Genomic DNA, 13070 nt, shown 5'->3' on the forward strand with positions numbered 1-13070 from the left:
TTAAAGCTCGTTAGCGCGGCGATAGCGGCCCTGATAGTCGAAAACTTTCTCGCGTATCTGCCAGAAATGCCGCTGTTTGCGCGCCACCACAAAATCGGGGTGGCGCAGCAGCGGCTGCATAGCGACAATGTCCGCCGCGTTTTCCCAACCCAGCGGCACGCCAGGCGCGCGCTGGTGAGGGCGCATAAACAGCTGCTCGAAAGCTTTGCGCTGCGCTGGCGTACTCAGACGAAAGCGCTCGCTAACTTCCGTCGCGTCCTCATCGAAATAGCGCGCCTTCAGCCATTCGCCTTTATCATCTTTGCCGTTTTCCAGCACCATCCCGGCACAGCGCAGTACCAGCGCATCTTTCAGCTTGAGCGCCGCTTTTAACATATCGTCAGGATCGACCAGCACCGCGTCGCAGTGATGACAGCGGCGGGCGGCAATATCGTTTTCGGCATTGCAGTGTGGACAGCTTTTAAAACGAAAGCGGAAGTCGCACTGTTCCCGCTCGCCGTCGTCATCCTCCAGCACGCCCTGACAGCGGCGGCCAAAATGCTCGATAATCGTGCCGTCAGCGGTGGTTTTACCCCAGAAGGTATTGGCAAAGCCGCAGGCCGGACAGAAAACCTGCACCGGTTTGTTGTCGCTTTTGCCTTTGGGCGCGCCTACTTCCGGCGTGAAAATATCGTGCGGGTTGCCTGCGTAATCCAGAATCAGACAGTCGGTTTTTCCGGGACACAGGCGCAGCCCGCGCCCGACGATTTGCTGATACAGGCTAACGGATTCCGTCGGACGCAAAATGGCGATTAAATCGACGTGCGGCGCGTCAAAACCCGTGGTCAGTACGGCGACGTTAACCATATAGCGCAGCTCGCGCGCTTTAAAAGCGTTAATCAGCGCGTCGCGTTCTGCGGCTGGCGTACCGGCGCTGATCAGCGCTTTACTGCCCGGCAACAGCTTCAGCACTTCTTTGGCGTGTTCTACCGTGGCGGCAAAAATCATCACGCCCTGACGGTCCTGGGCAAACTCAACGATCTGCTGAATAATATGCGGGGTAATGCGCTGCTGCTGCTTTAGCTCAAGGTTGAGATCCGCTTCGCTAAACAGGCCGTTTTCCCTGGCCGTCAGGCGGCTGAAATCATACTGTACTACCGGCATATCCAGCCTTTCCGGCGGCACCAGAAAGCCGTGTTTGATCATATAGCGCAGCGGCAGTTCATAGATGCAGTCGCGAAACAGCGCGCGCTCGTCGCCGCGTACCATGCCGTGGTAGTGAAACTGATAGATCCAGCCTTTGCCCAGCCGGTAGGGCGTGGCGGTCAGGCCCAGCAGGCGCAGCTGGGGATTGCGCTGCCGCAAATGATTCAGGATTTGCTGATACTGGCTGTCTTCGGCATCGCCAATGCGGTGGCACTCGTCGACAATCAGCAGCGAAAACTCGCTGTCAAACTGCGCCAGGTTGCGCGCCACCGACTGCACGCTGCCAAACACCACTTTGCTGCGGCTCTCTTTTTTTGCAGACCGGCGGCAAATATATCGGCCTGCAGGCCATAGGCCTGATATTTACTGTGGTTTTGCGCCACCAGCTCTTTGACGTGCGCCAGCACCAGCACGCGCCCACGCGCCACTCTTGCCAGTTCGGCAATCACCAGGCTTTTACCCGCGCCAGTGGGCAGAACAATCACGGCTGGCTGGTGGGAACGGCGGAAGTAGCTGAGCGTGGCGTCAACCGCTTCCTGCTGATAGGGGCGAAGTGTAAAGGACATGGCAAAATCCGCGAGCAAAGCCGCATTATGCCACGAAAGCACGATCCATGCGCGTGCGCCTCTGTGCCTGAGGCGCAACTCCCGATATACTCTCGCCGATACTCTCTTCAAACGTTCCTTTAAGGAACGACGAATTCATTTCATTCAAACAGGCAGTGCAGATTTAATGCGACTCGACAAATTTTTATCTCAGCAACTGGAAGTCAGCCGGGCAATTGCCGCTCGCGAGCTGCGCGCGCGTAAAGTAACGGTAGACGGCGAAGTGGTACGCGACGGCTCTTTTAAGCTTGGCCCGGAAAGCGAAGTGGAATATGACGGCAATCTGCTGCAGCTGCAGCTCGGCCCGCGCTATTTTATGCTGAACAAGCCGCAGGGCTACGTCTGCTCAACGGACGATCCGGATCACCCGACGGTGCTCTACTTTCTGGCAGAACCCACCGCGTATAAGCTACACGCGGCCGGGCGGCTGGATATCGACACCACGGGCCTGGTGCTGATGACCGATGATGGCCAATGGTCGCACCGCATTACGTCGCCTCGCCACCATTGTGAAAAAACCTATCTGGTGACGCTGGAAAATCCGCTGGCGGACGACACGGCGCAGCAGTTTGCCGCCGGCGTGCAGTTGCATAATGAAAAAGATCTCACCAAACCCGCCACGCTGGAAGTCGTCAGCGAAAATCAGGTACGTCTGACCATCAGCGAAGGGCGTTACCATCAGGTAAAACGTATGTTTGCTGCGGTAGGCAACCACGTGGTGGCGCTGCATCGTGAACGTATCGGCGAGATCGCGCTGGATGAGGATCTGGAGCCAGGCGAGTATCGCGCGCTGACGGCGGAAGAGATTGCCAGCGTTGGCCTGCCTGCTGAATTAAAATAAGGAATTTCGGGTGCGTAAGGAAAAAAACTCTTCGATGGGGCTGGTGATTATCCTTGGGCTGCTGGCCATGTTGATGCCGCTGTCGATTGATATGTATTTGCCTGCGCTCCCGCAAATTGCCCGCGAGTTTGGCGTGTCGGCCGGCAGCGTGCAGATGACGCTGAATATTTACATTCTGGGCTTCGCGCTGGGCCAGCTGGTTTATGGCCCGCTGGCCGACAGCTTTGGCCGCAAACCGGTCATCGGGGCCGGTACGCTGATTTTTGCCGTGGCGGCGGCGGCCTGCGCCATGTCGCAAACCATTGACCAGCTGATTGCCATGCGTTTGCTGCATGGCCTGTCGGCGGCGGCGGGCAGCGTGGTGATAAGCGCCTTAATGCGTGACAGCTACTCGAAAGAGGAGTTTTCGCGCATGATGTCCTTTGTGATGCTGGTCACCACCATCGCGCCGCTGATGGCACCGATAGTCGGCGGCTGGCTGCTGCTGCTGTGGAGCTGGCACGCCATTTTCTGGACGATTTCGCTGGCCGCCGTGGTAACCACGGTGCTGGTGGTAACGCAAATTAAAGAGACGCTACCGCACGACAAGCGGCAAAAGTTTAATATGCGCACCACGCTGCGTAACTTTCTGTCGCTGTTTCGCCACAAGCGCGTGTTCAGCTACATGCTGGCCAGCGGTTTTTCCTTCGCCGGTCTGTTCTCTTTTCTGAACGTCGGGCCTTTTGTCTATATTGAGCTGAACCATATTTCGCCGCAGGATTTCGGTTATTACTTTGCGCTGAACGTGGTTTTCCTGTTTCTGATGACGCTCATTAACAGCCGTTCGGTACGCCGTTTCGGCCCGCTGGCGATGTTTCGCTGTGGGCTGCTGATTCAGTTCACGATGGGCGTCTGGCTGGTAGTGGTCAGCGCGTTGAACCTTGGCTTTATGCCACTGGTGCTGGGCGTGGCCATGTTTATCGGCTGCGTTGCTATGGTTTCCTCAAACGCGATGGCGGTGATTCTGGAAGAGTTTCCGCATATGGCCGGAACAGCTTCTTCGCTGGCGGGCACGCTGCGTTTTGGCGTCGGCGCGTTGGTTGGGGCGCTACTTTCCACCTTCACCTTCAACAGCGCCTGGCCGATGGTCGGCTCGATTTTTATCTGCGCCACGCTCTCAATCATGCTGTTTATCTACGCTACACGCCCGCGCAAAAACGCCGCTGCCTGACCTCTTCTGCCCAAAACCGGAAGGCTATTCTTTCCGGTTTTTTCCCATTAACGCGCTATAATGTTATGTCATTGTAAAAATAGCTTTGCTTAAAATTACTTTTATGCAACAAATGTGAGAGCGATCGCGTTGTCTGTGCGACGATAAGCCGATAAACATAAAAACGCCGGGTACCCCTATAACCTTCGTAGACGGGTAGGGGAAGGCCACAAGGGCAGCCATGATGATAGCGTCAGATACGGTCTGGGGGGTAGGGGTGAACAGATTACAACATTCAGTGGTACATCGCTTACCACAACACTACCGCTGGGGCGCGGAAAACCGCCCCGAGCCGCACCTGCCTGGCAGTGCGGAAACAGAAAGCGATCTGGTGGGCCTGAGCCTGCTTAGCCATCAGGGCAGACAGGCCTGGGATATTATGCAGATGCTGAAGGAAGCGCTGGCAGAGATTCAGCTCGACTGCTCCGTTGTGGAATGGGAAGGCGAGCCATGCCTTTTTGTTGCACGTAACGACGAGTGCACCACTACCTGCCGCCTGAAAAACTTTGGCGTTGGCATCGCCGAAACCTTTAATAATATACCCGCCTGAGCCTGAGCCTGAGCCTGAGCCTGAGCCTGAGCCTGAGCCTGAGCCTGTCGGCTCAGGCAAGTGCAATCAGCTGCTGCGTGTAAGGTGCCTGCGGCGCGGTAAACACGGCTTCGCAGCTGCCTTGTTCTACCACCTCTCCCTGCTTTAACACCACTAGCTGGTGGCATAAAGATCGCACCACCCGCAAATCGTGGCTGATAAAGATATAGGCAAGACGATGATCCTGCTGAAGTTTTTTCAGCAGGGCCAGGATCTGCTTCTGCACCGAGCGATCCAGAGAGGAGGTCGGCTCGTCCAGTACGATCAGCTTTGGCTGCAAAATTAAGGCGCGGGCGATAGCGATACGCTGCCGCTGGCCGCCGGAAAATTCTGCGGGATAGCGATGGCGCGTAGCGGGATCGAGGCCAACCTCCTGCATAGCTTTGATCACCAGGGCTTCGCGCTGTTCCGCGCCCAGATCGGGCTGATGCACCTGTAATCCTTCGGCAATAATCTGCTGAACATCCAGCCTGGGGTTCAGCGCCGAATTAGGATCCTGAAACACGACCTGGATCTGGCGGCGTACCGGCAGCATTTTCCGGCGATCCCACTGATGCAGCGGCCGACCGTCGAACCAGATTTCACCTTCTGACGCGATAAGCCGCAGCAGTGCCAGCCCGGTGGTACTTTTGCCGGAGCCGGATTCGCCCACCAGCCCCAAACTTTCGCCAGGGCGAAGCTCAAAGCTCAGCGCACGCAGTGCCTGGTGGCTATCAACTACGCGTCTGAGCAGGCCTTTCTTAATCGGAAAGGCAACGCTTAAGTTACTGACTCGCAGCAGCGGCGGCGCACTGTCGTCGGCCGGATCGGGGCTGCCTTCCGGCTCTGCATCCAGCAGCGTGCGGGTATAAGGATGCTCGGGCGCGCTGAACAGCTGGCGAGTGGTGTTGCTTTCTACCGCCTGGCCGTTGCGCATCACCAGCACGTTATCCGCCAGCTGCCGCACAATATTCAGGTTATGGGTAATAAACAGCAGGCCCATATTCATCTCTTGCTTCAGCTCTTTCAGCAACACCAGAATCTGCGCCTGCACGGTGACATCCAGCGCGGTCGTCGGCTCGTCGGCAATGAGCAGCTGAGGCTGCGTTAACAGCGCCATCGCAATCATCACCCTCTGGCGTTCACCGCCGGAAAGCTGATGAGGAAAATCGCCTAAGCGCTTTGCTGGCTGCCGGATGCCCACGCGATCCAGACAGCTGATAATTTCCGCTCTGGCCGCCACCGCACGCATGCCGCGGTGCAGGGCCAGTACCTCATACAGTTGCTTTTCGATACTGTGCAGCGGGTTTAGCGACACCATCGGTTCCTGAAAAATCATCGCCATCCGGTTGCCGCGCAGGCCGCGCAGCGTACGCTCATCGGCTTTCAGCACGTCCTGGCCTGCAAACAGGATTTCGCCCTGCGGATAGATTACCGGCGGCGAAGGCAGCAGGCGCATCATCGACAGCGCCGTCACGCTTTTACCCGAACCCGATTCGCCCACCAGCGCCAGCGTTTCGCCAGCATCCACACTCAGCGAAAGATTATCGACAACCTGACGATCGACGCCGGACTGGCGAAAAGCGATGCTTAAATTGTTGACGGTCAGCAGCGACATTAGTGCACCTTACTGGGATCGAAGGCGTCACGCACCGCCTCACCGATAAAAATCAACAGCGACAGCAAAATCGCCAGCGAGAAGAACGCGGCCATGCCCAGCCACGGGGCCTGAAGATTATTTTTGCCTTGCAGCAGCAGCTCGCCCAGCGAGGGCGAGCCCAGCGGCAGGCCAAAGCCGAGGAAGTCCAGCGAGGTCAGCGTCGTGATCGACCCGCAGAGAATAAACGGCAGATAGGTCAGCGTCGCGACCATCGCGTTGGGTAAAATATGGCGCAGCATAATGGTTCTGTCGCCAACGCCCAGCGCCTGCGCGGCACGAATATAATCAAAATTGCGCGCGCGCAGAAATTCGGCGCGCACTACGCCAACCAGCTGCATCCAGCCAAACAGCACGCTGATAGCCAGCAGCCACCAGAAGCCGGGCTGGATCACGCTGGACAGCAGGATAATTAAAAACAGCGTCGGCATGCCGGACCAGACTTCGATAAAGCGCTGGCCCCACAGATCGACCCGGCCACCGTAGTAGCCCTGACAGGCACCGACTATGACGCCGACGATGCTGGAAATCAGCGTCAGCATCAGCCCAAACAGCAGCGAAATGCGCGTACCGTACAGGATGCGGGCCAGCACGTCGCCGCCGTTGGCATCGGTGCCCAGCCAGTTCACCGTTGAAGGAGGAGAAGGGAAGGGAACGCTGGAGGCAAAATTGATGGTGCCGTCGCCAAAGCGTACCGGTGCCCAGATAGCCCAGCCTTTTTGATCAAGACGGGATTTGAGCCACGGATCCTGGTAATCCGCGGCGGTCGCCAGCTGGCCGCCAAAGTCGCTTTCGCTGTAGTTCACCAGCAGCGGAAAATAGAAGCGGTTTTCGTAATGCACCAGCAGCGGTTTGTCGTTGGCCAGCAGTTCCGATCCTAAGCAGAGCACGAACAGCACGGCAAAAATCCACAGCGACCAGTAGCCGCGACGGTTATGACGAAATCGCTGCCAGCGCGCCTGGTTTACGGGGCTTAATCGGCTCATCAGCGTCCCTCAAAATCAATGCGCGGATCGACCAGCGTATAGGTGATGTCGCTGAGGATATTCAGCAGCAGGCCAATCAGGGTAAAGATATAAAGCGTGCCAAACATCACCGGATAATCACGCTGAATAGTGGAGTCATAGCCCAGCAGGCCCAGGCCATTTAAGGAAAACATCACCTCGATCAGCAGCGAACCGGTAAAAAACATGCTGATAAAGGTGGCCGGAAAACCGGCAATCACTAACAGCATGGCGTTACGAAAAACGTGCCGATAAAGAATTTTCTTCTCATCCAGCCCCTTGGCGCGCGCCGTCACCACATACTGTTTGCGAATCTCATCCAGAAACGAGTTTTTGGTCAGCATAGTCAAGGTGGCAAAACCGCCGATCACCGTCGCCAGCACGGGCAGCGTAATATGCCAGAGATAATCGGTGATTTTGTCGTACCACGGCAGCGTGTCGAACTGCGGGGAGACCAGGCCGCGCAGCGGAAACCAGTCCAGATAGCTGCCGCCAGCGAATAGCACAATCAGCAGCGTGGCGAACAGAAACGAGGGAATAGCGTAGCCGATAATAATCAGCGAGCTGCTCCAGATATCGAAAGCGCTACCGTTATGAATGGCTTTGCGGATGCCGAGCGGAATCGACACCAGATAAATGATCAGCGTGCTCCACAGCCCGAGCGAAACCGAAACCGGCAGGCTTTCTTTAATCAGCTGCACTACCGAGCTGCTGCGAAACAGGCTGTCGCCGAAATCAAAGCGGACATAGTTCCACAGCATATCCAGATAGCGCTGATACATCGGCTTATCGAAACCGTAGCGCTTAGTGATTTCGGCTACCACTTCCGGATCCAGACCGCGCGACCCGCGATACTGGCTGTCGCCCGGCTGCGCGTTGAGCGTATTGCGCCCCTGGTGCTGCGGCGTATTGCCAGAGCCGGGCATGCCGGTGGACTGGCCAAATTCGATATTGGCCAGCGCCTGGTCGACCGGGCCGCCCGGCGCAATCTGCACAATAAAAAAGTTAATGGTAATGATCGCCCACAGCGTAGGGATCACCAGTAAAAGTCTGCGTAGCAGGTAAGCGCCCAAAACCTGACTCCTTAACGACGCTGGGCCGGCAAACGCGCGGCCTTGTTGACGTCATACCACCAGCTGTCAAAACCCAGCGAATAGGCTGGCCGCGCGGCAGGCATAGAAAATTTATCCCAGTAGGCGTAGCGATCGTTGGCGCTGTACCACATTGGGATCATGTAATAGTTCCATAGCAGCACCCGGTCGAGCGCGCGGCCCAGCGGCAGCAATGCCGTTTTATCGCCCTGGTGCTGATTGATTTGCTCAATCAGCTGGTCGAGTACCGGGCTGGAAACGTGCGGACGGTTATAGCTGGAATTCAGATAGGCGCTTGACCAGTAAATTTGTAGGTTAGTATCAGGATAAGGCATTGCCGGATAAGGCGATGTCAGCATATCGAAGTCGCTCTTACGCAGCCGCGCCAGATATTGAGAACTGTCTACCTGGCGAATCACCAGATTGATGCCCAGACGGGCCAGGTTGTGCTGAAAAGGCAGTACCCACTGGTCGCTGCCGCCGCTGCGCAAAAGCAGTTCAAAGGTAAAAGGCTTGCCGCTGGCCACGTTGACCAGCCGCTGATTTTTCAGCTCCCAGCCTGCCTGCTTCAGCAGGTCGGTGGCCTTAAGCAGGCTGGCGCGATCGTAGCCGCTGCCGTCGGTGTGGGAAGGCTGAAAGCGCTGTGAGAAAACGTCGTCGGGAATTTTGCCTTTAAACGGCGCCAGGATCTCCAGCTCTTTCGCATCCGGATAGCCGGTTGCCGCATAGTCGGTATTCTGGAAATAGCTCTGGGTTCGCTTATAGGCACCGTAAAACAGCGCCTTATTCATCCATTCAAAATCGAACGCCAGCGACAGCGCTTCACGCACTCGCCGATCGGCAAACTGCGGTTTTTGAACGTTGAAAGCGAGCCAGCTGGTTGCCGTTGCCACGGTGTTTGGCTTCTCATCTTTCACAATATAATGATTTTCAAAGTTTTTACCGCGATACTGCGTGGCCCATTTTTTTGCCGAACCCTCGGCGCGGAAATCAAAAGACCCCGCTTTAAAAGCTTCAAACGCCACGTTGTCATCAAGATAATAGTCGTAACGCAGCGTATCGAAATTAAAACGCCCTTTGTTCACCGGCAGGTTGGCGGCCCAGTAATCCTTAACGCGCGACCAGGTAATGGACTGGCCCATCTTGTAAGCACTGATGCGGTAAGGCCCGCTGCCTAACGGCGGCTGTGCCAGGGGTTCACCAAGGTTATGATCTTTCCAGAACTTCTTTGGGAATACGGGCAGCGACAGCAGCGACAGCATCATGTCTTTATTACTGGCGGGCAGTTCAAGGCGTACCGTCAGCCGAGAGATAGCCTTTGCCGTTACGCCCTTATAAAACACGCGAAACTGCGGCACGCCTTCCGTCATAAATTTATGAAAGGTGAAGGCGACATCTTCTGCGGCGATCGGCGAGCCATCCTGGAAACGGGCCTGCGGGTTAAGCGTGATTTCCACCCAGCGGTAACTGTCCGGATAGCGAGCAAATTCGGCAATCAGCGGGTAATAGCTGCCCGCCTCATCGTCAGAATTGACAAACAGCGTGTCATAAAGCGTATCCGTTCCCATGGCGGGATTGCCGCGTGAGGCGAAGCGGTTGAAATTATCAAAGGTGCCGATAGCGGAAAGCGTAATGTTACCGCCTTTTGGCGCGGCCGGATTGACGTAATCATAATGCGTAAAGTTGACGGCATATTTCGGCTCGCCAAGCTGGGCAAAAGCATAGCTTTCATTAATATTCTCAGCTTGTGCCGCCGTCGCGGTTAAACAGAACAGTAGCAAACCAAAGCAGCGGAAAATCATGTCGTTAACCTACTCCAGACAAAATGCAGCGCCGTGCCCGGAGCAGCACGGCAAAAATAATGCGCCCAAACGGCTTTTTACGCTTTCAGGCAGCGTAGCGCAATCTTTTAACTCTCGACCGGGGCAGGGGGCCGCTGAAAATACTCAATCAGCTGCGCTACCGTGCGCGGTCGGCTGAACAAAAAACCCTGGAAATGACAGACGCCGCGATGGCGGAGCCAGCGGGCCTGCTCGCCCGTTTCCACCCCTTCCGCCACGGTATGCAGATTGAGTTTTTTAGCCAGCGCCAGTACGGCATCCAGTACCGGGGAAGTAAACGACTCTCTGGCAATGTTCTTCACAAAGCCACGGTCAATTTTAAGATAGTCAAAGCGGAATTTTTCGAGATAGATCAGGGCACTGTGGCCAGTGCCAAAATCATCCAGCGCAATGCGGATATTTTTGCTGCGCAGCCAGTCAAAAATGTCCTGGGCGTTGCGCGTCTCCACCATGGTTCGTTCGGTAATCTCAAAAACGTAGCTGAAGTGATTTTGCGGCATCGCTTCCAGCCAGCGAGTAACGTCATGGTAAAACTCTTTATCGCTCAGATGCGCGGGTGAAAGATTAAGATTCAGGCCGGTTCCGGCTGGGATCTCATGGCGCAGCTCGTGGCAGTCGCGCGCCACCAGTTCAAACAGGTGGCGAGTTAGCGGCACGATCAAATTTTTATTTTCGGCATAGCGGATAAAGCTATCGGGAGGAATGGCACCCGCAACGGGATGCGTCCAGCGCAGTAGCGCTTCCAGCCCGCAAACGTCGCCGCTGACCGCCGCGATGACCGGCTGATACTCGACGTGAAACTCGCCGCGCCGGATACCCTGTAAAATTTCCCGGCCTGGCCGCCAGTACTGCGTCATAACCAGCAGGCTACTGAAACCGCCCGTCAGGCCAAGCAGTAGACCCACCAGCAGGACAATATTGATATCGCCGACGGATAACCTGTCGCCGTAGATTGCCAGCTGGAAGGGATAGCCGGGCAGCATAATCGTTCTGAGCGGGTTGGCAGGCAGCGAATGGCTGCTAACAAAGCGCTGCTCCCAGCTGGTGATCGCTTTATCGCCGGTGATAATAGCCATGCCGTTTATTTCATGCTGTCCGGCGGTATAGAGCAGGTAGGGCGTAAGGTTAATACCCAGCGTGACCAGCACCCCTTTTCCTGCTTCATCACCTTTTAGCCAGAGCTCCAGAGCCGGTTTTTCGGGGGCCAGCGGCGTGGCGGCCACCAGGCGAATATCAATCGCTTTTCGCGTATCCGTCTCGGGTGAAAGCCGGTGGATATCCTGCTGCATCTCATCGGTCGTAGAAGAACACCAGGCCTGATTATTATCTACCAGCCAGATAGTCTGGATATTTTCATTAACAGCGGTATGGCGGGTCAGCGTGTCTTTAACTGCGTCGCAGGAAAGATGGGGCAACGTTTGCAGCGGCAAGAGGTTTTGTTTTAGCTCATCAAACAGATTCTGGACATAGTCCTGACTTCTTTTAGCCAGCTTGTCGTGATTATTAGCGCGGTGCTGGGCAACAAGCAGCAGAGCGATAAGGGCAGATAACAGAAAAAAGAGTAAGCCAAGGGTCGCACTGAAGCAGGCAATCTTGCGAGGATTGAGAAGGGGCCGCGTAAGGCTTGATGAGAGTGGCATGGGGTTTGTCTCCCGTGAGTGCCCGTTTAGTTATTGCGCTGTCCTGCACAACAGACGCCCGTTTCAATATGGCAGGATATACCGGGAAAGCGTCATTTGTCTTCATATTATTATGATTAGGTTCGGTTTTTTAATAGTTTGTTTCTGCACAGGCGGTTATGCGCCCTGTTAAGGGAAAGACAAATAATTTACCGACAGAGAATAAGCGAGTTTATTCTGCGCGAAAAAAGCCGCAGACAAAGAAAAACCCCGTACAGGACGGGGTTTGTCATAGCGAAAGGCAAGCGCCTTTCTTTCTCGTTTTGCACAGTCTTCAGGGATCGATCAGCTTTGCGTACGGCTCAGAACTCGTCGCGCTTCGCGGTAGCGATTTTTCCAGTAAACATCATTAAGGCTGGAAATCATCACGCCGCTGCTGGTGGATGCATGAACAAAGTTATCGTTGCCCAGGTAAATGCCGACGTGGCGACCGGTAGAACCGGCGCGAAACAGCACTAAATCACCCGGACGCAGCTTATTACGCTGAATGCTTTTGCCGGTATCTTCCTGCTCATAGGTGGAGCGGGGCAGATCCAGGCCAAACTGTTCACGGAACGTGGTCTGAACAAAGGCGGAGCAATCAATGCCGCGTTTACTGGTACCGCCAAGACGGTAACGAACGCCCTTCCAGTCCGAATATTGATCCATCAGGCGGGATTTAATATCCACATTCTGAACCATCTGTTCGAATTCATCCTGAGACGCCTGAAGTAAAAAGCCGTTATGGCCATTAACTGCATGCGTATCAGTTTGTGCATTGTTACTGGTATTCGTCGAGCTACAGGCTGAAAGCAGCGTGGCCAGAGCCACTGCGGGTAACACCCGCCAGATATATCTCAGAATCGGTTGAGACTTGACCATTATGTTTGTGATCCCTTGAAGTCCTTAACGACAGAAGTCGCTAGCTATGCGAAACGGAACGAGATTAATTAGCGCACTAAGGTAAAATCCTTTCCCTGCATCTGAAATGTGCTCGAACGCACAATTTAAAATGTAAATAATGGAAATATTTTACGGCTTTGTCCTAATCGAAAATGAGATTACCCGATTAACCGCCGGCTGGCGAGGGGTTTTAACGACTTTTTTCCGGGTTTTTATTACGGGAAACAGTAAGATCGCAAGATGGCTACTTTATCGGCCAAAAGGGCAAAAACATGAGGGTTGAAATAGCACTACAGTATAAAAAATGGCCTTTTTTTTGCGATTCAGTTTAAACCTGCTGAACCTTTACCAAAGCCAGAGTATTTCGCTACCCCCTAAACATCACAATTTCTTTTGCTTTTCGTGGGATTTTGGGATGTAGGTCTCAAAATAAAAGCCATGAAGCGCGCCGTAATTTGGCGATCCATG

At 55.0% G+C, this 13070-nt stretch carries 9 protein-coding genes and 1 pseudogene; 3 read left to right on the forward strand and 7 right to left on the reverse strand.

Features of this window, described 5'->3' with window-relative positions:
• Positions 1-1751: pseudogene (locus tag ACMGGR_RS06190) on the reverse strand (DEAD/DEAH box helicase).
• A gap of 166 nt (positions 1752-1917) precedes the next feature.
• On the opposite strand from ACMGGR_RS06190, the gene rsuA reads away from it, so the two are divergent.
• The 3 genes from rsuA (at position 1918) to ACMGGR_RS06205 (ending at position 4430) form a co-directional block, all read left to right on the forward strand.
• Positions 1918-2631: a 16S rRNA pseudouridine(516) synthase RsuA gene (gene rsuA / locus ACMGGR_RS06195; protein WP_246757899.1), complete on the forward strand. Its 714-nt coding sequence runs from the start codon at positions 1918-1920 to the stop codon at positions 2629-2631.
• Between the two features lie 10 nt (positions 2632-2641).
• Entirely contained in the window at positions 2642-3841 is a 1200-nt protein-coding gene (locus tag ACMGGR_RS06200; protein ID WP_414148411.1) for a Bcr/CflA family multidrug efflux MFS transporter, read from the forward strand.
• 256 nt (positions 3842-4097) lie between these two features.
• On the forward strand, positions 4098-4430 hold the full coding sequence (locus tag ACMGGR_RS06205) for a YejG family protein (RefSeq protein ID WP_246757897.1): 333 nt from the start codon (positions 4098-4100) through the stop codon (positions 4428-4430).
• A 52-nt stretch (positions 4431-4482) separates the two neighbouring features.
• On the opposite strand, the gene yejF is transcribed toward ACMGGR_RS06205, so the two are convergent.
• The 6 genes from yejF to mepS form a co-directional block, all read right to left on the reverse strand.
• Positions 4483-6066, reverse strand: a complete 1584-nt coding sequence (gene yejF, locus ACMGGR_RS06210) for a microcin C ABC transporter ATP-binding protein YejF (protein ID WP_246757896.1) — start codon at positions 6064-6066, stop codon at positions 4483-4485.
• Positions 6066-7091, reverse strand: a complete 1026-nt coding sequence (locus ACMGGR_RS06215; RefSeq protein ID WP_414148412.1) for a microcin C ABC transporter permease — start codon at positions 7089-7091, stop codon at positions 6066-6068. The genes yejF and ACMGGR_RS06215 overlap by 1 nt, the downstream gene beginning before the upstream one ends.
• Entirely contained in the window at positions 7091-8182 is a 1092-nt protein-coding gene (locus tag ACMGGR_RS06220; protein WP_246757894.1) for a microcin C ABC transporter permease YejB, read from the reverse strand. Before ACMGGR_RS06220 ends, ACMGGR_RS06215 begins: the two co-directional genes overlap by 1 nt.
• Before the next feature lie 11 nt (positions 8183-8193).
• Complete coding sequence (locus ACMGGR_RS06225) at positions 8194-10002, reverse strand: extracellular solute-binding protein (protein ID WP_414148413.1); 1809 nt, start codon at positions 10000-10002, stop codon at positions 8194-8196.
• A 107-nt stretch (positions 10003-10109) separates the two neighbouring features.
• The gene (locus tag ACMGGR_RS06230) at positions 10110-11681 is read right to left on the reverse strand and encodes a cyclic di-GMP phosphodiesterase (protein ID WP_246757892.1); all 1572 of its coding nucleotides are present in this window, start codon (positions 11679-11681) and stop codon (positions 10110-10112) included.
• A gap of 324 nt (positions 11682-12005) precedes the next feature.
• A complete protein-coding gene (mepS, locus tag ACMGGR_RS06235; RefSeq protein ID WP_246757891.1) occupies positions 12006-12581 on the reverse strand; it encodes a bifunctional murein DD-endopeptidase/murein LD-carboxypeptidase in 576 nt (191 codons plus the stop codon).
• Positions 12582-13070: the final 489 nt, after the last annotated feature.

The sequence above is a fragment of the Erwinia sp. BNK-24-b genome (assembly GCF_047456155.1).
GTDB classification, from domain to species: Bacteria; Pseudomonadota; Gammaproteobacteria; order Enterobacterales; family Enterobacteriaceae; genus Erwinia; species Erwinia phyllosphaerae.

Bases quoted from the DNA above. Each gene is read 5' to 3' on its own strand.
- ACMGGR_RS06215 (WP_414148412.1), bottom strand. From the start codon at position 7,091: ATGAGCCGATTAAGCCCCGTAAACCAGGCGCGCTGGCAGCGATTTCGT.
- ACMGGR_RS06225 (WP_414148413.1), bottom strand. From the start codon at position 10,002: ATGATTTTCCGCTGCTTTGGTTTGCTACTGTTCTGTTTAACCGCGACG.
- rsuA (WP_246757899.1), top strand. From the start codon at position 1,918: ATGCGACTCGACAAATTTTTATCTCAGCAACTGGAAGTCAGCCGGGCA.
- yejF (WP_246757896.1), bottom strand. From the start codon at position 6,066: ATGTCGCTGCTGACCGTCAACAATTTAAGCATCGCTTTTCGCCAGTCC.
- ACMGGR_RS06230 (WP_246757892.1), bottom strand. From the start codon at position 11,681: ATGCCACTCTCATCAAGCCTTACGCGGCCCCTTCTCAATCCTCGCAAG.
- mepS (WP_246757891.1), bottom strand. From the start codon at position 12,581: ATGGTCAAGTCTCAACCGATTCTGAGATATATCTGGCGGGTGTTACCC.